This is a genomic window from Oxalicibacterium faecigallinarum, from assembly GCF_014635705.1.
Taxonomy (GTDB): Bacteria; Pseudomonadota; Gammaproteobacteria; order Burkholderiales; family Burkholderiaceae_D; genus Oxalicibacterium; species Oxalicibacterium faecigallinarum.
In genome coordinates, this window is record NZ_BMDI01000002.1 from 709,809 (window position 1) to 734,946 (window position 25,138).

Genomic DNA, 25,138 nt, shown 5'->3' on the forward strand with positions numbered 1-25,138 from the left:
TTGATGTCGATCATGCCGTAAGGTAAAAGCAGCATCCAAGAAAAAAGCCGACTGTTTGATTGCAGTCGGCTTTTTGTTTTTAGAAGCGTACGCGCATGCCAAGGTAGCCAGTGCGTCCTGGTTGCGGGAAGCCATAGGCCGTGGCGTAATCGCGATCGAACAAGTTGTCGATGCCTGCATACAGCTGGATTTTGGTATCCAGTGCATACGTCAGGCGCGTATTGGCCAGCACGTAGGATGGCAATTCAGCTGACAGTGCTGGTGTTGTCGTGCCGCGTGAGTAGTAAGACTGATCACGCACATACAGCAAGCTGCCGGACCAGCTTAGCTTGTCACCGATGGGCTGCCAGACATCCAGCGTCAGGCGATGGCGTGGCAGATATTGCAGCGTACGTGATTCTGCATTGACCAGATTTTTTGCACTCATGTAGGTATAGCCGGTACTGATGGTGCCGTTGCCCAATGCCGTACGTGCCAATACTTCTAGACCGGTATTGCGGAAGCGTTCCTGATTCTGTTGCACGCTGTTGTTATCCGGCTGGATGAAGTTGCGAATCTCTGAACGGAATACGGTTGCTTCCACCGTAGTGTGGGCGTTTGCCTTCCACACCGTACCGATCTCGGCGGTAGTCGATTCTTCCATCTTCAGATTCGGATTGCCGCGTGCGCTCTCGTAAAGCTGAGAAAGGCTTGGTGCACGTGCCTTGCGCGACAGGCCACCTTTGAGTCGCCATGCCGCATCGATATCGACGTAAGTACTCAACGCTGCAATCGGTGCGGTTTGATCACTGCCACCATCGTCACGCCGTTGGCGAATCCAGCCGGCGCCGGCCGTAATGCCGCTACGATCGTTGATCTTGTAAGCGGCTTCGCCACTGATGGAGTCGACATAGGTTTGTTGACTAAAATCGATGGCACGGATGTTATAGGTCGTCGCGCCGCCACCGCCGCCGCCGCCGCCGCCGCCGCCACCGCCACCGCCACCGCCACCGCCACCTGTAACAGCGACATCGCGGATGCGGCCATCTTCGCCATAACTGTCACGGCGTGTATCGAAGGCAGCGCTCAGTGTCAGGCGATCAGTTGCCAAATGTTCGACTTGTAAGTGATAACCAAGGCTACGACTGTCCGATGTCTTGTCGAAGCCACCGTTGATCGCATTGCTTTGCAAGAGTGCATAGCTGCTATTGTCGTAACGACGTTCGTCTTGACGAAGCTGGCTGGCGTAGATCCAGCCACGCAGACGCGTGCGATCGCTGATGGCCCAGTCTGCCGACAGTTGAGTCGACAATTGCGAGATATCGTCGTTACGTTCATAACGCGGTACCTGCGCAAAGACATCAGTGCTTGGGTAAATGCCAGGAGGCTTACCCTGACTACCTTCGCTTGCACTAATACCCAGACCGATTTTCAGGTCACGGTTGACTTGATAGCCGAAGTTACCGGTGATGTTTGTGTTGTCCAGATCGCTGTTACGGCGTTTGCCGCGTGGTTGTTCGGCAGTGCCTACATAGTCGTTGGACAAACGGGTATTACCATGCTCCTGATGATCGGCTGCAATAAACCAGTCAAGCGCGCCAGCCTGACCGCCGACGCTGGCGCTGACTGCGCGCGATGCGTTTGTACCAAAGCGTGCATCGACTGAAGCCGTCGTGTGATCGGCAGTACCGCGACGTGTGATGACGTTGATGATGCCGGCGGTGCCACCTTCGCCATACAGAACAGAAGACGTGGCGCTACGTACGACGATCGCTTCGATCTGCGTAACGGGAATCAGCGCAGGGTTGAATTGACCATCTGCATTGGAATTGACGGGAATGCCATTGACCAGCAGTTTGATCTGGCGGGTACGTTGTCCGCGCATGTCGATACGGGGTGAACCTTCGCCACCAGTGCGGATATTCAAGCCAGGAATTTGCGCTAATGCTTCATCCAGCGTGCGTGCGCCACGGCGTTCGATCTCGTCGGCACTGATACGCCAGACCGTGGTGGACTTTTCGGCGACGTCGGCTTGCTGACTGCCAGCGACTTCAATCTGACCAAGCGTGTAAGCCTGATTATCGGCAAGTGCAGGCGTGCCGAAGACGCAGCTGGCTACCCCTGCGAGTAGCAGGGAGTGGCGTGCGGGTTTGTTCATGATGACTTTCTGAGGATGGAAAAAACAGAGGCAAAAAAATGCCAGCCCGGAGACTGGCAACAAAGACTGCAGATGAAAACGGATTAGCGGCGGCGCATGCTGGCAGCACCGAGATAAATCAAGAGACCTGCGCTGGCACCGATTGCGCCAAAGAGCGCATGCGTGGCAAGTGGGTAACCAATGCCATGGATGAGTGAGCCAAACTCGATAGTGCCGGCACTGATGCCACTGAAGACGTTACGCGTCAGCGGCGCAATCATGTGTGTTATCGCGCCGACTGCAGGCAGCCAGACAAACCAAGGCAGTGGCGAACGGGAGCGGAATAGCAGCACGTCGACAATGCAACCTTGCAGCAGATAGGTCAGCATTTGCGCCGATTTGCCATCGAGGCCGATACTGCCTGCATAGACAAATGCTTTGGTTGCCGCGCCGAGGCCGACCACCATGCCAGCACTGCTGCGGTTGGAAAGCAGGCGCGCCAGTATCAGCAAGGCAAACCATTCCATGCCGTGATAGCCGGGCATGCGTAGTGGAATACGTAATGACTGATGTAATACGGCGGCCAGTACACCAACGGCCAGCAGCAGGATCACTTCAAGCGCGAGCGGAAATTTGTCTTGCTGGTCGCGCGTGCCGGGCCATTCAAAACTGCCGGATGTAGTCCTTGGAAGCTGAGCGCCAGCCGTTGAAATTGGTTTCATTGATGTTCTCCACTAAAAGTGTTGCCTGACCATGCAGGAAGATGGCGCGTGGCCATTCGCCAAGATCGATGTGATCGTCAGCGGTGATAGAGATGTCGGGTCCTTGTGTGCTTTGCACTGTCACACCGGTTGCCTGTTCGAGCGCACCGACTGTCCATTGCTTGCCTGACAGGCTGCGCAATTGCTTGAGCCACAGGAATCGGCCATCGCGACCGCTGGCGTTGAGACCAACTGCAGCCAGCGCACCGATGACGCCACCATGCGTACCGGTCAGCCCGGCCATGTCCATCGGTCGTTGCTCAACCAGCTTCCATGCATCGGCTTGTTCCAGTACCTGCTGTTTGGCGGCATAGCCAAACGCTTGCACGTCTTCAGGCAAATCGGCGCGCTGAACCAGCACCGTGCCTGCATCGGAACCTTCCGCGCTTTCATCCAGCAGGTAGCGGCAGGTGTAGTCGAAGATGGTTTTGCGATCGACGATGCTTTGCAGGACCAGGCAGGCCGAGCTGTTGTGAGAGGTGTAAGGAATGCGTGGATCGACCAACAGTTGATGACGCGTGATTGCCTTGACTTCGGCTAGACCGGCTTCGGCAAGTCTCAGTCCTAATTGCCGCGCAAGAAAGCCGGTGCCGCGCGAGTCCAGATTGTCGGTATCGTCGATCGCCAGCAGCCAGTCGCTGGGCTGTGGTGGCGACCAGCTTGTGCCGATTGCATCCAGCGCGCGCCATTGCGCTTCGTTCACCGGATCGCGGCCGAATCCTTGCATGCCATACCTCTGGAAATCCAAAAGTTCGTTATGTTATATAACTACATAACGATAGCGCAATATCCGTGTGGAAATATCGATACACTTTTTTCAGGAGGGAGGTTGTTGGATTAAGTGCTTGCGCGCATGCGCCGCAGACCGAGCGCACCTTCGATAATCAGCAGACTGACGGCAATCCAGACCGGAATGTAAGTCAGCCATTGAGTGCCACTGATGGTTTCGCCCAGAAATAGCGCAACGAACACCAGCAGGACCGGTTCGACATAGCCGAGCAGGCCGAACAGGCTGAGCGGCAGCATCTGGCTGGCCAGTATGTAAAACACCAGTGCCATCGAACTCAAAATGCCCAGCAAGGGGATCAAGCCATACAGGGCCTGATGATCGGCGATCATGTCAAAGCCCACTTTGCCAGTCATGATGAACCACAGGCCAGCAGGCAGTAACAACGCCATGTCAAACCAGAGGCCGCCCAGGTTGGCAGCCTCTATCTTGCGCCGCAGGACGAAGTAGCCGGGGTAGCCAAACGCGACCAGCAGGGTTTCCCAAGATAGCGTGCCGATTTGATAAAGCTCGTTGAGTACACCAATCGCAGCAAACCCGGCAGCCAGATTCTGCCAGCGTGTCAGGCGTTCACCATAGACGAGGCGACCGGTCAGCAGCATCGTCAACGGCAGCAAAAAGTAGCCGAGCGAAACATTCAATGCACGGCCGTGCAAGGGCGCCCACATGAACAACCACAGTTGAATGCCGAGCATGATCGAGGTGGCAATGGCAAAAAAGATCAGCTGCGGTTGCGCCGCCAGCCGCTTTGCCAATGTGATGACCATGTGCTGCTGGCGTGTCATCCAGATGAAGGCTGTCAGGAAGGGGAAGGTCAGCAGTGTGCGCCAGCCGAAGATCTGCTCGCCATCCAGCGGCGTCAGTAACGTCGAGTAGTAATACAGCACGGCGAACAGAGCCGAACCGATGACGGAGAAGGTGATTCCTTTGACCACAACAGGCCCATGACAGACGGATAAGAACGCGCCAGTATAGCCGCGCCTGTCACCGTCTGCCTCAAGATGCCGACTTGTCATGCGGGCATCAAACGACGTTTGCCCGGAATGTGATCGTGGAATGGCCGGATTTGCACGGTATGATGTCCCTTTGCAGGGTAGAGCGCGGCTTCACAGTCATGCCGGATTGCTTTATGATGCTCCGTTGTTGACGAGAGCGAGGCGTCCTCTGCAGACGAGGAAATTCCGGCCGACGCTTGTCAGGCCGCGGCTTCCAGTGATGGAGGCCGTTTTGCTTTGCAAGGTGCATCATGCATGCACCGATACCGCCGCATATGGAAACCATTCGAATCGTGCCCGAGCACGACAATAGCAGGAGCTGTGATGGATTTTGAAATACCGGAGTCGATGATTAATGTGCTGCTCGGCATGATCGAGCCGCAGTCACCGCTGGCCAAGCGTCTGGCCGAACACGGCGTCTGTCACGGTCACATGATCGTGGCGAGCCGTCTGTTTGATGGCAAGTCGCTCAACACGCTATACAACCTGGCCAAGTCGAACGAAGACCGTGCACTGATGTTCCAGATGCTGGCGCTCGATAATATCCGCAATGCACCGCAGGCCCGCAAGATTCCCGACCTGGAGCAGGTTGTGCCGGGGCTGGCTGCGTATCTTGCGCGCGATGTCATCGATGGCTGGATTTACAAACGCAACAAGGATGGCGTACTGCTGCCATGGCTGATCCATCGCCTGCGTTACATGGTGCCGGATCAGGGCGCGCCGTATGTCGTCGTGGACTTGCTGGCCAATACCATGCAGGCTGCGGCAAAAGAAGAAGTCAGCGATATGCGTTTGCGTCGTACGGGTATGACTAACGCCATCGTGATTAACCGTCACGACATCGTCAACCGTACGATTCCGGAACTGTTGGGCGAGATGGGCTACTTCAAGGAGTGCAAGGAGTTCAAGCAGGAATACGAACTGCACGCCAAGCGCTTCCTCGAATTCCAGCCGCGTTTCGGAAAGCAGTTTGTCGCACGTAATGCGGCCTTTACCATTGATGACAAGGAAAAAGTCTCGATGATGATGTTGCGTGAAGGCATGTCTGCCAGATGCGTCAACGATGAAGAGATTCTTGATCGTCGCTTCGAGATGATGACGGATGCCGAGTTCTGGCGTGATGCAGATTTCAATGAAGGATTTGAGCGCATCCCGATGCATTGCTATTTGCATCTTTTCCATCTGGAGCTGCATCAGAATATCTGGGTGCATGCACAGAACGTCAGCGAGTATCAGTACAAACCGGAGTTGCGCGAAAAGCTGATTCTGCCACCGCAGCATCGCGACCTGATCGACATCCTGACGGCCGACATGAACGTGCTGATGGAAGACATCGTCGAAGGAAAATCGGGCGGTACGACGATTCTTTGTCAGGGAGCGCCAGGCCTGGGCAAGACATTGACTGCGGAAGTCTATTCCGAAATCGTACGCAAGCCTTTGTACCGCGTGCATTCCGGTCAACTGGGCATCACGGCGGAATCGGTCGAGCGTAATCTGTCTTCTATTCTGCGTCGGGCAGCACGCTGGGATTCGATCCTTTTACTCGATGAAGCAGATGTTTACATCCGTTGCCGCGATAATGATCTGCAGCACAATGCCATCGTTGCTGAATTCCTGCGGACGCTGGAATACTTCAAAGGCCTGTTGTTCATGACGACCAACCGGATTGGTGACGTGGACGATGCGATTCTGTCGCGTTGTATTGCAACGATCCAGTATGAAGTACCGCCGAAGGAAGATGCTGTGCGTTTGTGGGCTTCGCTCTCGGCGCAGTTCCACGCCAATCTGTCGGATGAATTAATTGATCGTCTCAGCGACGTGTATGCGAAATGCAGTGGTCGCGACGTGAAAGAATTGATCAAGCTGACGTCGAAGTACTGCAAGAGCAAGAAAATCCCATTGTCGGAAGAGGCATTCAAGCAGTGTGGGGTGTTCCGCGGTATTCGCTGAACATTGTCTGCTCTCAACTAAAAAGCCCTGCATCGATTGCGATGCAGGGCTTTTGTTTAAAAATGCAGATGAATCGCTAATCAGACAACCGGTTCTTCAGTGGTGATCGGATCGTAGCTGGCAACGATTCGGTTACGCAGCATGTTCACCTTTGGAATCATGAACTTCTGACGGCTCATCGCCAGATTCATGAAGGCCGGCATCACGGCACCGTGGCGTTTGGTTGGTGGCGCAGCCACATCCAGATCCCATTGTGGAAAACCGTTAGGCGGAACAATGAAGGAGCCACCCGGATAAGGCGAATCGGTGCGGTTGGCGGCAATCAGGAAGATGCGATTGTCTTCCGCTTTTGGCACGGTCAGCAGCTTGCGATCCAGCGGATTGCGCCATGCGCTGCACCACGCAATCATGTCGGCACCTTGCAGCGCCAGCACACGACTGCTTTCCGGGAACATGCCATCGTAGCCAAGCAAGACGCCAATGCGGCCGAATGGTGTGTCGAACACGGGCAGGGTATCGCCTGCAATGCACCAGCTTTTCATTTCCGGTTCGATGTGGGTTTGTTGATAGCGACCGATTTCCTTGCCGTCAGTACCGATGATGACGGCAACGCTGGCGATCTTGTCGCCTTTTTCTTCTAGGACAGGCAAGACAATGACGCAGCCGTACTTCTGGGCAATCGAGGCAACCTTGGCAAGATGTGATGCCGTGCACTTGGCTTCGGCATGTGCTTCGGCCAGTGTTGGCAACCAAGTGGCGCTACCGAAGAATTGCGGGACGACGATGACTTTGACGCCGAGCTTGGCGGTGTGGTCGATCATGTCGTAGGCAGCTTCCAGACTGCCTGTTTCTTTCGTCACATGCGCTTGTACGGCGGCAGCTTTTGCCACGCTTTGTTCCGGAATCAATGGTTGATCGAGAATGGCAGCCAGCGGTGTATCCGTAACGGGTTTGCCAATCAAACCGTATAACGCCGGTTGACGATCCGCAAAGCGATTACCCTCATGGTGCCAACCTTTATTGCGTGCGCGACTGACGTCGATCTCTGCGGTGGCTACACCATGTGTGTCGTAAGGAATCTTGGCAATCACGTCGCCCGTTGGTGCCACGATCATGCTACCGCCCGGATAGTAAATGCTGCGTTCCACACCAGCCTTGGTCGCCGCGACGAACCACAAGCCGTTTTCATAAGCGCGTGCCGGTACCCACATATCGGCCTGATCCATCGCGAAGAAATTGGCCATGTCGACGATGATTTCGGCGCCTTGCATGGCCAGGCTGCGCGTGATTTCAGGAATACGGCCATCGAAGCAGATCAGCAGCCCAATGCGACCGAGTTCGGTATCGACAACCGGGCAGCCGTTTTCACCAAGTTCAAACCAGTTCTGATCGTGCGTGGCGAGGAATTGCTTGTGATAGTGGACGATGATGTCGCCCTTTGGATCGAGCAGCAGACCGGTGTTGAAGATCTTGCCTTTGCTTTCATCCTTTTCGGTAAAGCCGCTGGCGATGAACACATTGTGTTCACGGCACAGATCGGCCATCGCTTGTACGAAGCGGCCATTGACGGGTTCTGCCAGTTCGGCGCAATGGTCTGCGGAATCGAACAGATAGCCGGTGTTCATGCATTCGGGAAAGACGATCAGACGTGCGCCCTGACGGACAGCTTCTTTCGTGTATTGGCGCAGCAGGCCGATATTGATATCGAGATCGCCGAGTGTCGCCAGTGTTTGCACGACGGCGGCACGGAATGGTTGGGTTGCCATGGTATTGCTCCTTCAGTGAAATAGGCAATGCAGCGGCCCGGCAAGGGGCTGCGCCCTTGCTGTGCTTGCATTGGTGGTTTGTGTTTCCCGAAACGGGAGATGGTTGAGCGCCGGTTAGTCAGTGCGCTGGATTGGTGTCGAGATCAGTTGAAGTCGCTTGGCTTCAGCATCAGTTTTTTGACATCGACATGTTCTTTCAAAACGCCTTCCTTCTCGAAGACATTGACCAGCGCCTGGTAAGACGCAATATCGGTTGCGGTCAACTCACTGTTGGCACGTAGGTAAGGTTGGGCAACCAGCGACACCTGATCTGGTTTGATCGCGGTGTACTTGGCAATGATCGGACGGTACTTGTCGAAATTTTCGTTGGTCATTTTGGTTGCCTGATCAAGCACTTCCACGATTTTCTTCGCAACGGCTGGGCGTTCCTTCATGAACTTGGTCGATAGAACAGACGCGCCCGAGTAGAACGGATCGGCAATGAACATGGCGACTGGATTTGTCATGGCGCGTTTGGCTTCCTTGGACGCAATCGCGATCGATCCAACCGGCTCCAGCGACAGCGTGGCATCGACCGTTCCAGCTAGCAGTGATGGGATATGCATCGGCACGGCGATCTCGTTGATCATCACATCCTTGTCCGGATCCAGACCGTTCTGGCGGATGACGTAGCGTGTGATGGTTTTCCATTGAATGCCGGGCAGGGTTGCGATGCTTTTACCTTTCAGATCCTTGAAAGAGGAAATGGTCGATGTATTGGAGACGATCAACCCATCGTTGATCATGTTGACCTTGATGCCACCACCTTGCAGACCAAAGACCTTGAAGGTGCCGGGATAGCGTGCTTCTGCCAGTGCCGTGATGCCGGCGGCTGCACCCGGAGGGCCAAAGTCGGCCTGACCGGATACGAGCGAATCGATGATCTGGTTCGGATTCTGGAACTTGACCGAGTTGATTTCGATGCCAGCTTTTTCAAACAGCTTTTCTTCCAGTGCCACGTAGTAAGCCATGGTTTGCATGATTGGCAGCCACGATGCGGTAACTTTTTCCATCTTCTGTGCGGATGCGCTACCGGCGCTGAATAACAGACCGGTGATGAGTGAAGTCAAAACAAGCTTTTTCATACCATTCTCCAAAAAGATCAAAGTAAAAACCCGGAACAATCCTGTGACAGATGTCACCGGCCAGCCCAGTGCACTATCCATTTCTCCAGTGCGATGAATAAGACGTTGAATCCGTAGCCCACGCCACCCGTCATCAGGATGGAGGCATACATTTGCTGCAAATCGAAAACCTGTTGGGCATCGATGATGCGGTGGCCCATGCCGTTGGTGGAGCCGATGAACATCTCGGCGACGATGATCACGACCAGTGCAAGTGATACCGCCATGCGCAGGCCGACGAAGGTCTGCGGCAGGGATTCCCAGAACAGCACATCGCGGAACACGCGCCAGTGAGAGGCACCCATCACACGTGCTGCCAGAATGCGTGTCTTGCGCGAGTTCATGACACCGTAGGCAACGTTGAACACGACAACCAGCCACGCCGAAAAGCCGGCAACTGCAATCTTTGCAAAGTCGCCGATACCGAAGATCAGCAGAAACAAGGGAAACATCGCTGTCGCCGGGGTCGAGCGGAAGAAGTCGACCAGAAATTCCACAGAACGATAGATGCGTTCATTCGATCCCAGCGCAATGCCGACCGGAATACCGAACACGGCGGCCATCGCAAAGGCATACATGGTGCGATACAGTGTCGCGCCCAGATCAACTGTCATCGAGCCAGACAGCAGACTTTCCCAAAGCGTGCCAAAGGTGGCGAACGGATTGGGCAACAGCTTGTTACTGACCCAGGCTGAATCGTTGGCAAGCCACCAGATCAGAATCAGGGCTGCGGGTCCGATCAGGGCGCGTGCGACGCGTGTCAGGCCGGGGGGGAAAGTCGATGCGGCGGTTTTCATTTGCGCACCTCGGTCTGGAAGATTTCAAGGCAGCGTGCCTTGGTTTGTACGAAGGCATCACTGGACAGTGTCGACAGATCACGTGGTCGCGGCGCATCGAAATAAACGTTGTCGGCAACGCGTGTCGGACGTTTGGTCAGCAACAGAATATGATCGGCCAGATAAACGGCTTCTTCCAGATCGTGCGAAACGACGATCATGGTGGTGCCGGTGGCCTGAAAGATTTCCTGCAGCTTTTCGCGGATGAAGAGCGTCATCTCGTAATCGAGTGCCGAGAAAGGTTCGTCGAGAAACAGCACTTCGGGATGCGGAGCCAGGGCACGCATGATGGAAATCAGTTGTTGCTGGCCGCCGGAGAATTCATAGGGATAACGTTGCAGGTCGAACTTGACGTCGAACGAGGCAATCAGTTCTTCGACACGTGCGTTGCAGTCCGCCTTGCTCATGCCCATCAGTTCAAGCGGGTACTTGATGTTGTCGATCGCGCGCATCCACGGAAACAGTGCCTCGCGATAGTTCTGGAACACATAGCCGATGGTGGTTTGCTTGAGTGTCTTGCCATCGAACAGAATGTCGCCATCGTCATAGGGAATAAGTCCCGCAATCATGTTGATCAGCGTCGACTTGCCGCATCCGTTCGGGCCGAATACACAGGTCACGCGGCCTTTCGGAAAATCGAGATTGAAGTCCGAATACACAGGCACGCCACCAAACGATTTGTTCAAGCCGCGCACGGTGATATGCGGACGTGCTGCAGGTGGCGGCACCACATTTTTCTGGTTACCCGGATAGTGGCGTCCGGAGAGGTCGACAACGAGATTCATGATTTGCTTTCCTGTGAGGATGCTGTGCGATTGATCGGATACAAGCATTGAGCTGATATTGCGATCCTTCTTTGCTTCCTCTAACGCAATTGATGTGCCAGTGCGCTTGTCAGGTTGATGAATTCAGCGATGCCGCCCCCGTTTTTGGGCGCGCGATTTCAGTCTGATTTGCTTATTTCATGCGGGTTCTGGCGCGTTTTTACACGAAAAGAATCGATGTATTCAGACGTCAAACAGGCAGAAAAATCAGACGATTGATTGCCTTAATGGATAGATATTTTGATCATTATTTGCTATTCAGTTGTCCAAAATTGTTAACAATATGGTTAGCACAATGAGCCCCTTTGTTCATATCAATACGGCAATATTTACCGGTTGCGCCGGTCTGACGATGGAGAGCAAGTCACGCTAAGCCACTGTTTTTGCACGGATGCGGTGCAATTTTGGTGATGGGGACGATGTAAACGTTGGCAGGGACATTGCTTACATTGGCTTTGACGATGACTAAGGAGAAGCAAATGGTGGCGCAGGCACGGCAGGAAGGACGACGATCGCTCGCCCAACGTTCGACAGCCAAGGCGGAGTTGCAACGCAATGTGCATGGCATTGTCGACTGGTCGCAGGCACAGTTGTTTGTGACGCAGGAGATTTCCAAGCTGATCGGCAAGAGTCTTGACCCTGCTTTTGCGATCAGCAATATGCTGCAGTTGTTATCCGAATTTCTTGGTTTGAATCGTGGCCGACTTTTTCTGTTCGACGCGCAGAAGCAGCGTCTGGTCATTCGCTATTCGTATGGATTGGCGGCGGAAGAAATTGCACGCGGTGTATTTCGTCCGGGTGAGGGTATTACTGGCAAGGTGTTTCAATCGGGCGAGGTCGCGATCATTCAGGACATCGATGCCGAGCCCAATTATCTGGCGCGCACGGTTGATCGCGATCGCCTGCCCAAGGGCATCATTTCGATGTTCGCGTTACCGATCATCGTCGATGGCACAGTGCGTGGTGTGCTGGCGATCAATCGTTTTCGCGGCTTGCATCGACCACTCAGTGACGATCTGGTGACAGTACGACTGGTAGCGGCGCAGATTGCGCAACTGATGCGTATCGAGAATCTGGTCAACGAGCAGGTGGAACGTCGTACGGCAGCATTGACTGTCGAAAATCTTGAATTAAAAAAGGCATTGGGCCAGCAAGCGCAGGCGGGTGGCATCATCGGTGAGTCGATGGCTTCGCGTGCAGCGCTGCATCAGATCATGCAGGTGGCGCGTACTGTTGCCACAGTATTGCTGCTTGGCGAATCCGGCACCGGCAAGGAACTGTTTGCCCGTGCCTTGCATACGGCGAGCGACCGTCGCGATGCGCCCTTCGTCAAGGTCAATTGCGGCGCCATTCCCGAAAATCTGTTCGAGTCCGAGTTGTTTGGTCATGAGAAGGGCTCGTTCACTGGCGCACATGCGGCCAAGCCAGGTCGTTTCGAAGATGCTGATGGCGGTACCTTGTTTCTGGATGAGGTCGGGGATCTGCCGTTGCTGATGCAGGTAAAGTTGTTGCGCGCCTTGCAGGAGCAACAGATTCAGCGTGTTGGTGGTCGCCGGGAAATTCCGGTGAATGTGCGCATCGTCGCCGCGACCAATCGTGATCTGCAAAAACTCGTCGCCAGCGGTCGTTTCCGGCTTGATCTGTTCTATCGACTGAATGTGGTGCCGGTACATCTGCCTGCGTTACGCGCACGACCAGAAGATATTCCGGCGCTGGCGCGGCACTTTCTTTCGCTGGCGAACGGGACGTTTCAACGCCAGGCCATTCTCGGGCCGGGCGCCCTGGACCAGCTTGTGCGTTTTCCGTGGCCAGGCAACATTCGCCAGTTGCAAAACATCGTCGAGCGTTTGGTATTGCTGGCCGAGCGACAGGAGATAGAGGCAGCCGATGTGCGGGCAGTGCTGCAATCGGAACGCACGGCCGACACGATGCTTGCGGGCATGCCTGTCGATGCGCCGCAAACCCGATCGATCCGGCCTGTCAGAGAAGACGAGCGCGCCAACATTGTCGAAGCACTGGAAGAATGTGGGGGCAACAAGTCGCGTACCGCACAACGGCTTGGCTTGACGCTGCGGCAACTGAATTATCGGATCAAGGTGCTGGAGATTGCGGTTTGACGCCTCGTGCAGCACATATTATCCAGTCGCGCTTTTTTTGAGCACGATAAAAAAGGTCTTTGTAATCAATCGCTTTGATTCGTCATCACATGGTTACTCACAGTCTTATCCACAGAAAATCTGCATAACCGTGAATAACTTGCGTACGGCTGTTTGGACTGAGCGAATTGGCCTCTGCGATGTTGCTGTGCATGACTATTTCCAGGTGTGGTGCGGGTTTGCCCTTGCCTCGGCCCGGTCAAAACGTTACATTCTTCATCCGTAACTCTTCACATCCCTGATTCAACGAAGGAGCTTGTTTTGCTCGCCATCATTCACGCGGCAGGTTGGCCGATCTACTTTCTCCTGCTGGCTTCGGTCATCGCCCTGACCTTGATCGTTGAACGTCTGCTGTATCTTCGCCGCAATCGCATCCTGCCACCCACGCTGTTGCAGGAAGTCGTGCGTGTCTATCAGAACGGCAAGATCGATGCCAATGTCGTCGCGACACTGGAACAGAATTCGCCGCTTGGTCGCGTGCTTGCTGCCGGCTTGCGCAATGTGGATGCGCCGCGCGAGATCATGAAAGAATCGATTGAGGAAGCCGGGCAGGCAACGGCGCATGAGCTTGAGCGTTTTCTGACGACGCTGGGCACGATTGCTTCGCTGGCACCTCTGATGGGTTTGTTCGGCACCATCGTGGGCATGATCGAAATCTTCGGTTCGCAAAATGCATCGGGCACGGGCTCCAATCCTGGCCAATTGGCACATGGTATTTCGGTTGCCTTGTACAACACGGGCTTCGGTATCGCGATTGCGATGCCGGCACTGGTGTTCTATCGTCACTTCCGTGCGCTGGTCGATACGTTCGTGGTGGAGATGGAGCAACAGGCAGTCAAGTTTGTCGATATCGTCCACGGCAATCGCAGGTAAGGTCGAGCGCGCATGAACTTTCGTAAGCGCCACGGCCGCGAAGATCCGGAGATCAATCTGATCCCGTTCATCGATGTGCTGCTTGTGATCCTGATCTTCCTGATGGTCACCACGACCTTCAGCAAGTTCACTGCCTTGCAGATCACATTGCCGACGGCAGATGCCGAGAAGCAGCAGGAGCAACCGCTGCAGATCAACATCGGTATCGATTCGCAGAACCGCTACACGATCAATAACAATCGTGTACCAGTGCAGAATGCCGAAGCGCTGGCAGCCGAACTGGTTGCCGTCGTCAATGCGTCCGGCCCCAAGAATGTTGATCCGGTCATTGCAATTGCAGCGGATGCCACGGCAACGCACCAGACCGTGGTGAATGTGCTGGATGCGGCGCGTATCGCCGGTTACGCCAAGGTCACCTTTGTGGCGCAAACGCGCGGCAAGAAGTAATTCTCTTGGCTGCGGTTTTCACTATGCCGTTGCACGGAGCGTGACTTGGCCCGACGACATTCCCGACTCGAAAACTTTCTGACGCGCAGCTGGATGCAGCGCGGTCTGTTTGCGCATGCGATGTTGCCGTTGTCCTGCCTGTTCCATCATCTGGCAAACTCTCGCCGTCGTTCCTATCTCGATCACCCGGAAAAAAGACAGCGTCTGCCGGTGCCAGTCATCGTGGTTGGTAACATCTTTGTCGGTGGTACCGGCAAGACGCCACTGACCATCTGGCTGGTGCATACCTTGCGCGAGGCGGGGTTTCACCCGGGCGTGATTTCGCGTGGATATGGCGCAGACAATAGCTTGGTCAAGAATGTGACGACGCTGTCATCGCCGCAGGATGTGGGCGATGAGCCTTTGCTGATTGCACAGCGTGCGCAATGTCCGCTTGTGGTCGGGCGTGATCGTGTCGCGGCGGGTCTGGCATTGCTGGCAGCGCATCCACAGGTTGATGTGATTATTTCCGATGACGGCTTGCAACATTACCGTCTGGTGCGCGATATCGAGATTGTTCTGTTCGATCAGCGCGGAATCGGCAACGGCTGGTTGTTGCCCGCTGGCCCGCTACGTGAGCCGGCCTCGCGGCAAGGCGATTTCACGGTGGTGAACGGTGGTCTGCCTGCGCCGGGTGTCGCGGCGGATGCGATTGCGATGCATCTGCGTGCCGATCAGGTAGAACAGTTGAGCGATCCTGCGCAAACACGTCCGCTAACTTCGTTCGCTGGTATTGCGTCGCTGCTGGCGGCAGCAGGCATTGGTAATCCGGCACGGTTCTTCAACATGCTGCGCGAAGCCGGTTTGCAGTTCGAGACGATGGCCTTGCCGGACCACCACGATTTTGCGAACAATCCCTTTGCGGATTCGACTGCCGAGATCATCCTGATCACGGAGAAGGATGCAGTAAAATGTCGGCAACATGAAACCCTGAAAAACGATCCGCGCATCTGGGTCGTGCCCGTGACGGCGCAGATCGACGGCGCCTTTGCCGAACGTATAGTGGAGAAACTCCGTGGACACTCGATTGCTTGATATTCTGGTTTGCCCGATCTGCAAAGGTCCGCTTGACCATGACAAAAAAGCGCAGGAACTGATCTGCAAGGCAGATCGTCTGGCGTACCCGATTCGCGATGGCATTCCGATCATGTGGGCTGATCAGGCGCGTGATTTGCAGGTTGCTTCGGCAGCCGACTGATTCTTCCCGTTTTCGGATGTCTGCATGTCTTTTACCGTCATCATTCCCGCCCGTCTTGCTTCCACTCGCTTGCCGAACAAGCCGCTCGCCGATTTAGGCGGCAAGCCAATGGTCGTGCGGGTGGCGGAACGCGCAGCGCAGTCCGGCGCGGATCGCATCATTGTGGCGACGGATCACACCGATATCGTTGCTGCGTGCAACGTGCATGGCGTCGAGGTTTGCATCACGCGCAGCGATCATCCATCGGGTACGGACCGCATTGCAGAAGTGGCAGCGGCCATTGGTTTGCCTGCCGATGCCGTCGTCGTGAACGTCCAGGGTGATGAACCCCTGATCGACCCTGACCTGATTGCCGCAACCGCGAAATTGATCGGTAACGACGTGCCGATGTCGACCGCCGCACATCCGATCCACGACGTTGCCGAGACATTCAATCCCAACGTCGTAAAAGTGGTGCTGGATCGTGCCAGTCGGGCCCTGTATTTCTCACGAGCGACGATTCCCTGGCATCGCGATGGCTTTGCGCAGTCAAAAGAAGCGCTGCCGACCGGCTACGCGCCGTTGCGGCATATCGGCTTGTACGCCTATCGCAATGATTTTCTGCAGGCTTATCCCAAATTGGAGCTGTCGCCCATCGAACAGATCGAGGCACTTGAGCAGTTGCGTGTGCTCTGGCACGGTATTCCGATTGCCGTGCACGTAACAAACGAAGCCCCGGCTGCGGGTGTCGATACGCCCGAAGATCTGGAGCGCGTGCGACGTCATTACGTCTGATATCGTGGTCGTCTCTTGTTCCGGTGCGCTCCTTTCTGGTGCTTGCCAGGTTGTCGATTTGCTATGAAAGCCGGGTTTTGCCTGCTTTTTGTGGTAAATTCCGTGCTCTGCTGACAAGCCAATCCGTGATTCAGACTTTCCTCCGGGCCTGTCATGGCCCCTGCAGTCATCGATTCAAATTCATTTAGGAATAATTCATGCGCCTGATCCTTTTGGGAGCGCCTGGTGCCGGTAAGGGCACGCAAGCTGGTTTTATCAAGGACAAATTCAACATCCCGCAAATCTCGACCGGCGACATGCTGCGTGCTGCGGTCAAGGAAGGCACGCCGCTTGGCCTGGCTGCCAAGAAGATCATGGATGAAGGTGGTCTGGTTTCCGACGACATCATCATCGGTCTGGTTAAAGACCGTCTGAAGCAGGATGACTGCGCCAACGGCTACTTGTTCGACGGTTTCCCGCGCACGATTCCGCAAGCGGATGCGATGAAGGAAGCGGGCGTTGCCATTGACTACGTACTCGAAATTGATGTGCCGGACAGCGCCATCATCGAGCGTATGAGCGGTCGTCGTGTGCATCCTGCGTCCGGCCGTACCTATCACGTCAAATTCAATCCGCCCAAAATCGAAGGACGTGATGACGTGACGGGTGAAGAACTGATCCAGCGTGATGACGACAAGGAAGAAACCGTCAAAAAGCGTTTGTCGGTTTATCACAATCAGACCGAAGTGCTGGTTGGTTACTACAACCAATGGGCTGCTTCCGGTGAAGCTGGTGCGCCAAAGTACCGCAAGATTGCAGGCGTGGGCCCGGTTGATCAGATTCGCGACAGCGCGTTCGCGGCACTCGAAGGCTGATTCAGCCCTCTCGATAAAAAAAAAGCGGACTCGATGTCCGCTTTTTTCATTTTTGGCCGGCTTTGGTGCGATGCAGCAGACGCGTTACACTGCAGGTGTTGTTTATTTTGCAGGAGTCGTGATGCCGCCGTTTTCTTTTCGTCCCCTTCTTGCTCTGGGTATGGCGTCATGTACAGCCTTGCTGCTCGGATGCGCCACCATCGAACCCAAGGTTGCGTCACCCACTCTGGCACCAGAGGGCGCCAGCGGCTATCAGGAAAAACAGGGCTGGTTTGCCAAAAAGCATATGGTGGTCGCTGCCAACCCCTTGGCGGCCGAAGCCGGGAATCTCATTCTTAAACGCGGCGGTTCTGCAGTCGATGCGGCCATTGCAGTCCAGATGGTGTTGACGTTGGTCGAGCCCCAATCGTCGGGGATCGGTGGTGGTGCCTTCCTCCTGCATTTCGATGGCAAGCGTGTGCAGGCATTCGATGGCCGCGAGACGGCACCGGCTGCAGCCGATCAAAACCTCTTTATGCAGGCAGATGGCACGCCAATGTCGTTTTACGAGGCGGTGATCGGCGGTCGTTCCGTTGGTGTGCCGGGCGTGCTGCGCATGCTGGAAGATGCGCATCGTTTGCATGGCAAGTTACCGTGGGCGATGCTATTCGAACCGGCGATTGGTCTGGCGACAGAGGGATTCGAGGTCAGTCCACGTCTGGCAACCTTGCTGAGCAAGGAAGACGCACTGCGGCAGGACCCGGTGGCTGCCGCTTACTTCTACGATGCCAGCGGCAAGCCACGACCTGTCGGCTATCTGCTGAAAAATCCGGAACTGGCAGCGACCTTGCGGATGGTAGCCAAAGGTGGCGCCGATGCCTTCTACCAAGGCGAGATTGCACAGTCGATTGTCGACAAGGTACGCGCGCACGCGACCAATCCCGGATTAATGACGATCGCTGATTTGGATGCGTATCGTTCTAAACAGCGCGAACCTTTGTGTAGTGAATACAAGTTATGGCGTTTATGCGGCATGCCGCCGCCGTCTTCTGGCGCGCTCACGATCGCGCAGATGCTGGGAATCTTGGCGCACACCGAGATACAAGACTTGCCACCTGACGGCAACGCTCTGCAGCCGCAGGCAGTGCATTTATTCAGCGAAGCAGGGCGCCTCGCATACGCGGATCGCAATCGTTATATTGCCGACCCCGATTTTGTCCCGTTGCCAGGTGGCGGCATGCCAATGCTGGACAAAACCTATCTGGCGCAACGCGCTGCATTGATTGGTGAGCGGTCGATGGGCAAGGCCGTGGCAGGGCAGCCGTTCGCCCAGCCGTTGGCGTTTGGTTCGGATCAGGCAAGTGAGCGTCCCTCCACGTCGCATATGTCGATCGCCGATGCCTATGGCAATGTGGTGGCAATGACGACTACGATCGAAAACGGTTTCGGTGCGCGTCAGATGGTCGGTGGTTTCCTGCTCAACAACCAGCTGACCGATTTTTCCAGCTTGCCTGCGGATGAACATGGGGCGATCGCCAATCGGGTAGAGGCAGGGAAGCGGCCGCGCAGTTCCATGGCACCGACATTGATCTTCGAAAAATCCAGCGGCAAACTGGTGATGGCACTTGGTTCACCAGGCGGTTCGGCCATCATCAATTACGTTGCCAAGACACTGGTCGGGACGATGGACTGGCAACGCAATGTGCAGCAGGCGATCAGTCTGCCGAACATTGGCAGTCGGAACGGCCCGACAGAACTGGAGCTGGGGCGGGTGTCGCCAGAGCTGATTGCCGAACTGAAAGCGCGCGGCCATGATGTCGTCGTGGAAGAACAAACCTCGGGTTTGCATGGCCTGATGCGATTGAATATTCATGGTGAAGAGTTGTGGTTTGGTGGGGCCGATCCCCGTCGGGAGGGTATTGCGGCAGGCGAATGATTCCCTGCGTTTGGATAGAGAGGTGAAGGCTTGCTCCGAAACACAAACGCTTGAATAATGAGGCGCATGGGAGACAGGAAAAAAACAGGTCTGGTATTGACGGGAGGTGGCGCACGTGCGGCCTACCAGGTTGGCGTTTTGCATGCGATCAATGACATCCTGATCGAATCGGGATGGCAGCCGGAACGTAATCCATACGACATTATTTGCGGCACGTCTGCCGGTGCAATCAATGCGACGGCACTGGCTTGCCATGCGGACGATTTCAATCATGGCTTGCAACGGATCGTTGGCGCATGGGAGCACATCACCGCAGAACAGGTTTATCGCGCTGATTCGTTAGGAGTACTGCGTTCGGGCGCACGCTGGCTGACCTTGTTTTCTTTCGGCTGGCTGCTGCGATCATGGAAGGCCAATCCGCCCGTTTCCCTGCTCGACAACACCCCCTTGGTCAGTCTGCTTAATCGCATGCTGAATCTGCCGCGGCTGGATGCGGCGCTGAATGACGGCAAGTTGCATGCGTTGGCGATTACGGCATCGTCTTATACAGCGGGCCGCCACATCACCTTTTATCAGACAGAAGCAGACATCAAGCCCTGGGTACGCACGCAACGGGTTTCAGTACGCGGTCAGATCGGTATCGATCATCTGCTGGCGTCGTCCGCCATTCCGCTGATCTTTCCGGCAACACCCTTGTATTGCGAAGGGCGACGTGAGTATTTCGGCGATGGTTCGATGCGCCAGATCGCGCCGATCTCACCCGCTATTCATCTGGGGGCGGACAAGGTGTTGGTGATCGGTGCGGGGCGTTTGCTGGAGCCGGCCATCGATCCGGGCATGCATGCGCAATATCCGAGTCTGGCCCAGATCGCCGGCCATGCCATGTCGAGCATTTTTCTGGACAGTATTGCCGGTGATATCGAGCGACTCAATCGTGTCAACCAGACTTTGTCCGTTTTGACGCCGGAGCAGCGTGCACAAACTTCCTTGCGACCAGTGGAAATGCTGGCAATTGTGCCGTCCGAACGGCTTGATACCATTGCCAGTCAGCATGTTGGGAGCTTGCCGCGTCCGGTACGCATGCTGCTAAGCGGTATTGGTGCCACCGAGTTGCGAGGCGCGGCACTGGCATCGTATTTGCTGTTTGAGCGCAGTTATACCCACGAATTGATGGCTCTGGGACGCAAGGATGCGCAGGCGCACAAGAATGAAATCCTGCGGTTTTTTGACTGTACGGCCGCAACGGAAGACGAAACGCGGTGGGTCGAAGGAGAAAGTAGAGCGTCGCTGAAGCCTGGCCTGATTTGATCAGGGCTTTTAGTACCAACGCAAGGTTCAAAAATTATATGAAAACCAACAAAAATGAAAATGAGCAATAAATTAATTCCACGGTTTTGGCTGTTTTTCGCTACATTATTACTTTCTTTTAATGCATTTTCGTTCGAAAGTGGCGTTTCCGGCACGGTCAGCTATCGTGATTTGCCGGCTGAGGCGCGCGAAACGCTACAACTGATCCGGGCTGGAGGGCCATTTCCTTACGAAAAGGACGGATCGGTGTTTGGAAACTACGAAAAGGTTTTACCCCAACGCAAGCGCGGGTATTATCGCGAATTCACCGTAAAAACACCGTATGTGCGGCATCGGGGTGCCAGACGTCTGGTGACAGGCGGTGAGCCGCAATCAACGGCAGAGGTGTATTACACGGCTGATCATTACCGTACATTTCGTCGTGTGAGCGAGTAAGCGGTCAGGTTTATTTGCTGGAGATAGGATTACATGAGTTTGTTCAAAACCGTCCCGCCGAATGTCGTGCAATCGATACGTGCATTTCGCGTCACTGATTTGCAGACCGAAGCTGCGACTCTGGGGCAGCACTTCCTCTATGCCCATTGCGCGCATGCCACGACCAAACAGCAGGTGCTGGCTGCAATTGCAGAAGCGTTCCATTTTCCAAGGCATTTCGGCAAGAATTTCGATGCCCTGTCTGATTGCCTCACGAGTCTGGCGCACAAGGCCGGTCCGCAACCCGGGTTTCTGGTGGTGCTTGAGCAATTGCCGAATACACCCAAATTCGATAAGGAAGCACGCGAAACACTGTTGGACGTATTCCGCGATGCGGCTGATTTCTGGGCTGACAAGAAAGTAGCGTTCCGCGTCTTTTATTCGTTTCAGTAATCTGCTGCCTGTCGCCGGATGGCGACCGGTTTATAACGGCTGCCTGCGGGCGGCCGTTATTGCTTCTGGGCTTGGCAGGGGGCGCTGCGGTACAATGCGCGCCATGAAGAAAATCGTCATTTTGATTTCGGGACGGGGCAGCAACATGCAAGCCATCCTCCGTACCGCACAAGATGAACAATGGCCGGTTGAGATTGCTGCCGTGATCAGTAATCGGGCGGATGCGCCCGGTCTGATTTTTGCCGCGCAGCAAGGCGTGCCAACCATCGTGATTCCCAGTGACGCGTATCCGGACAGGGCGGCATTTGATGCCGCGCTGCAGGCTGCCATTGATGCGCACGCACCCGATCTGGTGGTGTTGGCTGGATTCATGCGTATTCTGACGGATGCATTCGTGCAGCATTATCAGGGACGCATGTTGAATATCCATCCATCGCTGTTGCCCAGTTTTGTTGGTCTGGCGACGCATCGGCAGGCGCTGAAGGCTGGTGTACGCATTCATGGTGCGACCGTCCATTTTGTGACCCCGCAACTGGATCACGGCCCGATTGTTGCGCAAGTTGCCGTACCGGTTTTGCCGGATGACACGGAACAGACGCTGGCTGCACGCGTTCTTGAACACGAGCATCAAATTTATCCGCAGGCGGTGCGCTGGTTTATTGAAGGCCGGCTGACAATTGTGGACGGAATTGTCCGGATTGCTGAGGTCGGTGTAGCGTAACGGCGTCCGGTTTCATCGATACACTGCCGGTTTACAGGCATTCATTTATCTAGTTGAAGGAAAAGTCATGAGATTGCCTCCCGCGATCATTGGTAGCACGGAAGAAGTGCTGCGTGAGGTTTTACGTTTTACCGGCCCGGCGGACGGCACCTTGTCGCGTTATTTCCGTGAGCATCCGCGACTCGGCGGGCGTGAGCGCGGCGTGATTGCCGAGGCGATATACGGACTGTTGCGTAACAAGTCCGTGTACACCAACTTTGCCGAATCCGGCACAGGCACGATCATGCGCCGCATGACCTTGCTTGGCCTGGCTGATGCGGCGGGTGTGGATGCGCTGGGTGGTTTGTCGGAAGAAGAACGCGTTTGGCTGGAGCGTGTGATGCAGATCGATCGCAGCACACTTCCTGCAGCACTCCGTGCCAATCTGCCTGAATGGCTGTTCGACAAACTGGTTGCGCGTGACGGTGAGGCGGCGACGCTGGAGCTGGCACAGGCCATGAACAAGCCGGCACCGCTCGATCTGCGCGTCAATGCCATCAAGGCGGACCGTGACGCGGTCGTGGCCGAACTGGCGCAGGCGCCGATTCTGTGCGAGTCGATGCCATACGCGCCTTTGGGTATTCGCGTTATCAAGAAGCCTGCGCTGCAGAATCTGCCTTTGTTCAAGAATGGGTCGATCGAAGTGCAGGATGAAGGCAGTCAATTACTGTCGCAGATCGTCGGTGCAAAACGCGGCGAGATGGTCGTCGATTTTTGTGCAGGGGCAGGTGGCAAAACCTTGTCATTGGGCGCCGCCATGCGCAACACGGGACGTTTGTATGCGTTTGATATTTCGGACAAGCGTCTGGCCAAGCTGAAGCCGCGTCTGGCACGTAGTGGTCTGTCCAATGTGCATCCTGTGCTGATTGCTCATGAGAATGATGCCAAGGTAAAACGTCTTGCCGGCAAGATTGATCGCGTACTGGTCGATGCGCCTTGTAGCGGTCTGGGGACCTTGCGCCGCAATCCGGATGTCAAATGGCGCCAGACACCGCAGGCATTGTCTGAACTTAACGAAAAGCAGATTTCGATTTTGAGCGCGGCAGCACGACTGGTCAAACCGGGTGGACGTCTTGTCTATGCGACTTGCAGTATTCTGGATGAAGAAAACGATGCCATCGTTGCGCAGTTTCTGGCAGCACGCGATGACTTTACCTTGCTGCCAATGAATCAGGTGTTGGCGGAGCAGAAGGTTGCGCTGGAGATGGATGATTATCTGAAACTGCTGCCGCACAAGCATCAGACCGATGGCTTCTTTGCGGCGGTTTTTGAACGCAAGAAATAATGGATAACAACCTGCTTTCCTCGCTGTGGCTTGAACTGTCGACCGATCTCGGCAATCCGGGATTGCGCTGGCAGCTTCTGATGATCGTATTCAGTGTCGGTTCAGGCTGGATGCTGGCGCGGCTGGTACGCAATGCCATTACGGCGCACGAGAGCGAGGAAAACTCCATCCGTCGTCGTCTGGCTGCCGAGGCAGCGGAACGCATTCTGTGGCCGTTGCTGACGGCGTTGCTGTTGATGTTGTCCGCGGCGCTTCTGCAACGCTGGTATAGCGTCGATTTGTTGCGACTGGCCATGCCTTTGTTTGGTTCGTTCGCACTGATCAGGATGGGTTTCTATCTGCTGCATCGTGTCTTCGTTCGCGGCGGTCGTGTGGGCGGTGCGGTGATTCTGTTTGAGCGCACTTTTGCTACGTTGGTCTGGATCATTGTTGCCTTGCACCTTACCGGTTTGCTGCCGGAGATCGTGCATGCGCTCGAATCGAGCTACGTGCCGCTGGGACGCAATCGCGTTTCGCTGATGACGGTGTTGCAAGCCGTGGTGTCGGTCAGTGTGACCATGCTGCTGGCGTTGTGGGCATCGGCTTTGCTGGAAGAGCGACTGATGAAGTTGAGCAGCATGCATTCGTCCATGCGGGCTGTGTTATCGCGCATGGGCAAGGGATTGCTGATTCTTGTTGCCCTGCTGTTCAGCCTGTCGATGGTCGGTATCGATCTGACAGTATTGTCCGTATTCAGTGGTGCGCTTGGCGTCGGTCTGGGTCTGGGTTTGCAGAAGCTCGCCAGCAGTTATGTTTCCGGTTTTGTCATTCTGCTGGAACGCAGCTTGTCGATTGGCGATGCGGTCACGGTAGACAAGTTCAGTGGCAAGGTGGCACAGATCAACACGCGTTACACGGTGCTGCGTGGTGGCGACGGTACAGATACCGTTTTGCCCAATGACATGCTGGTATCGGCTGCAGTTCAAAACATGACGTTGACGGACAACGTGGTACAGGCAACAACGCGCATCATCATCGATTACCGGTCGGACGTGGAAATGGCCTTGCGGCTTCTGGAAGAGGCTGCGCGCAGCGTGGAGCGTGTTCGCAAGGGACCGGATCGTGTCCCCGGTGCGACCGTTTTGTCCTTTACGCCGGATGGTATCGAGTTGCAGCTTGGATTTTTTGTCAATTCACCAGACCATAAAGGCGGTGCTTCTTCCGATGTCAATCGTGCAATCTGGCAAGCCTTCAGGGCCAATGGAGTTGAGGTACCGGCAGCACGTCGCGAAATAAGGTTGATGGATGAGCAATACAATGCGATCCGAAATAACATGAATTCGCACATAAATTCGCAACAATCCTTTTCAAACAAGGACTTGCAGACCTAAAGGCGTTACAATCCATCTGTAATTTTTACACTTGTGCCTCTCGTAATTTGCGATAACGGCACCAGATATGGACCATGCCGATTTTGGCATTCGC

The 25,138-nt window shown here is 55.3% G+C and carries 23 protein-coding genes; 15 read left to right on the forward strand and 8 right to left on the reverse strand.

The window, feature by feature from the left end:
• Positions 1 to 79: 79 nt before the first annotated feature.
• The 4 genes from IEV29_RS13355 to rarD all read right to left on the reverse strand — a co-directional run bounded on the left by IEV29_RS13355 (position 80) and on the right by rarD (position 4,680).
• On the reverse strand, positions 80 to 2,137 hold the full coding sequence (locus IEV29_RS13355; RefSeq protein ID WP_188381766.1) for a TonB-dependent receptor domain-containing protein: 2,058 nt from the start codon (positions 2,135 to 2,137) through the stop codon (positions 80 to 82).
• 83 nt (positions 2,138 to 2,220) lie between these two features.
• Positions 2,221 to 2,838: a hypothetical protein gene (locus IEV29_RS13360; RefSeq protein WP_188381767.1), complete on the reverse strand. Its 618-nt coding sequence runs from the start codon at positions 2,836 to 2,838 to the stop codon at positions 2,221 to 2,223.
• Positions 2,780 to 3,604: a hypothetical protein gene (locus IEV29_RS13365; RefSeq protein WP_188381768.1), complete on the reverse strand. Its 825-nt coding sequence runs from the start codon at positions 3,602 to 3,604 to the stop codon at positions 2,780 to 2,782. Before IEV29_RS13365 ends, IEV29_RS13360 begins: the two co-directional genes overlap by 59 nt.
• Positions 3,605 to 3,714: 110 nt before the next feature.
• Entirely contained in the window at positions 3,715 to 4,680 is a 966-nt protein-coding gene (rarD, locus tag IEV29_RS13370) for an EamA family transporter RarD (RefSeq protein ID WP_373868139.1), read from the reverse strand.
• 303 nt (positions 4,681 to 4,983) lie between these two features.
• Between rarD and IEV29_RS13375 the strand changes: the two genes are divergently transcribed.
• Positions 4,984 to 6,609 carry an ATP-binding protein gene (locus IEV29_RS13375; protein ID WP_188381769.1) on the forward strand — a complete coding sequence of 542 codons (1,626 nt, stop codon included), beginning with the start codon at positions 4,984 to 4,986 and terminating at the stop codon, positions 6,607 to 6,609.
• 80 nt (positions 6,610 to 6,689) lie between these two features.
• Here the strand turns inward: IEV29_RS13375 and IEV29_RS13380 are convergent, their stop codons facing one another.
• The 4 genes from IEV29_RS13380 to IEV29_RS13395 all read right to left on the reverse strand — a co-directional run bounded on the left by IEV29_RS13380 (position 6,690) and on the right by IEV29_RS13395 (position 11,159).
• The gene (locus tag IEV29_RS13380) at positions 6,690 to 8,375 is read right to left on the reverse strand and encodes a carbon-nitrogen hydrolase family protein (RefSeq protein WP_188381770.1); all 1,686 of its coding nucleotides are present in this window, start codon (positions 8,373 to 8,375) and stop codon (positions 6,690 to 6,692) included.
• A 143-nt stretch (positions 8,376 to 8,518) separates the two neighbouring features.
• Positions 8,519 to 9,499 carry an ABC transporter substrate-binding protein gene (locus tag IEV29_RS13385; protein WP_188381771.1) on the reverse strand — a complete coding sequence of 327 codons (981 nt, stop codon included), beginning with the start codon at positions 9,497 to 9,499 and terminating at the stop codon, positions 8,519 to 8,521.
• Between the two features lie 53 nt (positions 9,500 to 9,552).
• On the reverse strand, positions 9,553 to 10,335 hold the full coding sequence (locus tag IEV29_RS13390) for an ABC transporter permease (RefSeq protein ID WP_188381772.1): 783 nt from the start codon (positions 10,333 to 10,335) through the stop codon (positions 9,553 to 9,555).
• Positions 10,332 to 11,159 carry an ABC transporter ATP-binding protein gene (locus tag IEV29_RS13395; protein ID WP_188381773.1) on the reverse strand — a complete coding sequence of 276 codons (828 nt, stop codon included), beginning with the start codon at positions 11,157 to 11,159 and terminating at the stop codon, positions 10,332 to 10,334. Before IEV29_RS13395 ends, IEV29_RS13390 begins: the two co-directional genes overlap by 4 nt.
• Before the next feature lie 500 nt (positions 11,160 to 11,659).
• Here IEV29_RS13395 and IEV29_RS16300 point away from each other — a divergent pair, with 500 nt between their 5' ends.
• The 14 genes from IEV29_RS16300 to IEV29_RS13465 all read left to right on the forward strand — a co-directional run bounded on the left by IEV29_RS16300 (position 11,660) and on the right by IEV29_RS13465 (position 25,044).
• Entirely contained in the window at positions 11,660 to 13,315 is a 1,656-nt protein-coding gene (locus tag IEV29_RS16300; protein WP_188381774.1) for a sigma-54-dependent Fis family transcriptional regulator, read from the forward strand.
• Between the two features lie 300 nt (positions 13,316 to 13,615).
• Positions 13,616 to 14,227, forward strand: coding sequence for a MotA/TolQ/ExbB proton channel family protein (locus tag IEV29_RS13405; protein ID WP_188381775.1), 612 nt, complete (start codon positions 13,616 to 13,618; stop codon positions 14,225 to 14,227).
• 12 nt (positions 14,228 to 14,239) lie between these two features.
• A complete protein-coding gene (locus tag IEV29_RS13410) occupies positions 14,240 to 14,674 on the forward strand; it encodes an ExbD/TolR family protein (RefSeq protein ID WP_188381776.1) in 435 nt (144 codons plus the stop codon).
• Positions 14,675 to 14,719: 45 nt separating this feature from the next.
• On the forward strand, positions 14,720 to 15,748 hold the full coding sequence (gene lpxK, locus IEV29_RS13415) for a tetraacyldisaccharide 4'-kinase (RefSeq protein ID WP_188381777.1): 1,029 nt from the start codon (positions 14,720 to 14,722) through the stop codon (positions 15,746 to 15,748).
• Complete coding sequence (locus IEV29_RS13420; RefSeq protein WP_188381778.1) at positions 15,729 to 15,911, forward strand: Trm112 family protein; 183 nt, start codon at positions 15,729 to 15,731, stop codon at positions 15,909 to 15,911. The genes lpxK and IEV29_RS13420 overlap by 20 nt, the downstream gene beginning before the upstream one ends.
• A 24-nt stretch (positions 15,912 to 15,935) precedes the next feature.
• Positions 15,936 to 16,685, forward strand: a complete 750-nt coding sequence (gene kdsB, locus IEV29_RS13425) for a 3-deoxy-manno-octulosonate cytidylyltransferase (protein WP_188381779.1) — start codon at positions 15,936 to 15,938, stop codon at positions 16,683 to 16,685.
• A 197-nt stretch (positions 16,686 to 16,882) separates the two neighbouring features.
• Complete coding sequence (gene adk / locus IEV29_RS13430; protein ID WP_188381780.1) at positions 16,883 to 17,539, forward strand: adenylate kinase; 657 nt, start codon at positions 16,883 to 16,885, stop codon at positions 17,537 to 17,539.
• A gap of 121 nt (positions 17,540 to 17,660) precedes the next feature.
• Positions 17,661 to 19,454 (forward strand): gamma-glutamyltransferase, encoded by a 1,794-nt coding sequence (gene ggt / locus IEV29_RS13435; protein ID WP_229726402.1) that lies wholly within the window; start codon positions 17,661 to 17,663, stop codon positions 19,452 to 19,454.
• A gap of 66 nt (positions 19,455 to 19,520) precedes the next feature.
• Positions 19,521 to 20,762 carry a patatin-like phospholipase family protein gene (locus IEV29_RS13440; protein WP_188381781.1) on the forward strand — a complete coding sequence of 414 codons (1,242 nt, stop codon included), beginning with the start codon at positions 19,521 to 19,523 and terminating at the stop codon, positions 20,760 to 20,762.
• Positions 20,763 to 20,822: 60 nt separating this feature from the next.
• A complete protein-coding gene (locus tag IEV29_RS13445) occupies positions 20,823 to 21,197 on the forward strand; it encodes a guanyl-specific ribonuclease (RefSeq protein WP_188381782.1) in 375 nt (124 codons plus the stop codon).
• Positions 21,198 to 21,230: 33 nt separating this feature from the next.
• Entirely contained in the window at positions 21,231 to 21,629 is a 399-nt protein-coding gene (locus IEV29_RS13450; protein WP_188381783.1) for a barstar family protein, read from the forward strand.
• 103 nt (positions 21,630 to 21,732) lie between these two features.
• Complete coding sequence (gene purN / locus IEV29_RS13455; RefSeq protein ID WP_188381784.1) at positions 21,733 to 22,350, forward strand: phosphoribosylglycinamide formyltransferase; 618 nt, start codon at positions 21,733 to 21,735, stop codon at positions 22,348 to 22,350.
• 67 nt (positions 22,351 to 22,417) lie between these two features.
• Positions 22,418 to 23,674: an RsmB/NOP family class I SAM-dependent RNA methyltransferase gene (locus tag IEV29_RS13460; protein WP_188381785.1), complete on the forward strand. Its 1,257-nt coding sequence runs from the start codon at positions 22,418 to 22,420 to the stop codon at positions 23,672 to 23,674.
• Positions 23,674 to 25,044, forward strand: a complete 1,371-nt coding sequence (locus IEV29_RS13465; protein ID WP_188381786.1) for a mechanosensitive ion channel family protein — start codon at positions 23,674 to 23,676, stop codon at positions 25,042 to 25,044. Before IEV29_RS13460 ends, IEV29_RS13465 begins: the two co-directional genes overlap by 1 nt.
• The last annotated feature ends 94 nt before the right edge of the window (positions 25,045 to 25,138 follow it).

What these genes read in the sequence shown, in the direction of transcription:
- IEV29_RS13355 (WP_188381766.1), bottom strand. Translation starts at nt 2,137, where the DNA reads ATGAACAAACCCGCACGCCACTCCCTGCTACTCGCAGGGGTAGCCAGC.
- IEV29_RS13360 (WP_188381767.1), bottom strand. Translation starts at nt 2,838, where the DNA reads ATGAAACCAATTTCAACGGCTGGCGCTCAGCTTCCAAGGACTACATCC.
- IEV29_RS13365 (WP_188381768.1), bottom strand. Translation starts at nt 3,604, where the DNA reads ATGCAAGGATTCGGCCGCGATCCGGTGAACGAAGCGCAATGGCGCGCG.
- rarD (WP_373868139.1), bottom strand. Translation starts at nt 4,680, where the DNA reads ATGACAAGTCGGCATCTTGAGGCAGACGGTGACAGGCGCGGCTATACT.
- IEV29_RS13375 (WP_188381769.1), top strand. Translation starts at nt 4,984, where the DNA reads ATGGATTTTGAAATACCGGAGTCGATGATTAATGTGCTGCTCGGCATG.
- IEV29_RS13380 (WP_188381770.1), bottom strand. Translation starts at nt 8,375, where the DNA reads ATGGCAACCCAACCATTCCGTGCCGCCGTCGTGCAAACACTGGCGACA.
- IEV29_RS13385 (WP_188381771.1), bottom strand. Translation starts at nt 9,499, where the DNA reads ATGAAAAAGCTTGTTTTGACTTCACTCATCACCGGTCTGTTATTCAGC.
- IEV29_RS13390 (WP_188381772.1), bottom strand. Translation starts at nt 10,335, where the DNA reads ATGAAAACCGCCGCATCGACTTTCCCCCCCGGCCTGACACGCGTCGCA.
- IEV29_RS13395 (WP_188381773.1), bottom strand. Translation starts at nt 11,159, where the DNA reads ATGAATCTCGTTGTCGACCTCTCCGGACGCCACTATCCGGGTAACCAG.
- IEV29_RS16300 (WP_188381774.1), top strand. Translation starts at nt 11,660, where the DNA reads ATGACTAAGGAGAAGCAAATGGTGGCGCAGGCACGGCAGGAAGGACGA.
- IEV29_RS13410 (WP_188381776.1), top strand. Translation starts at nt 14,240, where the DNA reads ATGAACTTTCGTAAGCGCCACGGCCGCGAAGATCCGGAGATCAATCTG.
- kdsB (WP_188381779.1), top strand. Translation starts at nt 15,936, where the DNA reads ATGTCTTTTACCGTCATCATTCCCGCCCGTCTTGCTTCCACTCGCTTG.
- adk (WP_188381780.1), top strand. Translation starts at nt 16,883, where the DNA reads ATGCGCCTGATCCTTTTGGGAGCGCCTGGTGCCGGTAAGGGCACGCAA.
- ggt (WP_229726402.1), top strand. Translation starts at nt 17,661, where the DNA reads ATGCCGCCGTTTTCTTTTCGTCCCCTTCTTGCTCTGGGTATGGCGTCA.
- IEV29_RS13440 (WP_188381781.1), top strand. Translation starts at nt 19,521, where the DNA reads ATGGGAGACAGGAAAAAAACAGGTCTGGTATTGACGGGAGGTGGCGCA.
- IEV29_RS13445 (WP_188381782.1), top strand. Translation starts at nt 20,823, where the DNA reads ATGAGCAATAAATTAATTCCACGGTTTTGGCTGTTTTTCGCTACATTA.
- IEV29_RS13450 (WP_188381783.1), top strand. Translation starts at nt 21,231, where the DNA reads ATGAGTTTGTTCAAAACCGTCCCGCCGAATGTCGTGCAATCGATACGT.
- purN (WP_188381784.1), top strand. Translation starts at nt 21,733, where the DNA reads ATGAAGAAAATCGTCATTTTGATTTCGGGACGGGGCAGCAACATGCAA.
- IEV29_RS13460 (WP_188381785.1), top strand. Translation starts at nt 22,418, where the DNA reads ATGAGATTGCCTCCCGCGATCATTGGTAGCACGGAAGAAGTGCTGCGT.
- IEV29_RS13465 (WP_188381786.1), top strand. Translation starts at nt 23,674, where the DNA reads ATGGATAACAACCTGCTTTCCTCGCTGTGGCTTGAACTGTCGACCGAT.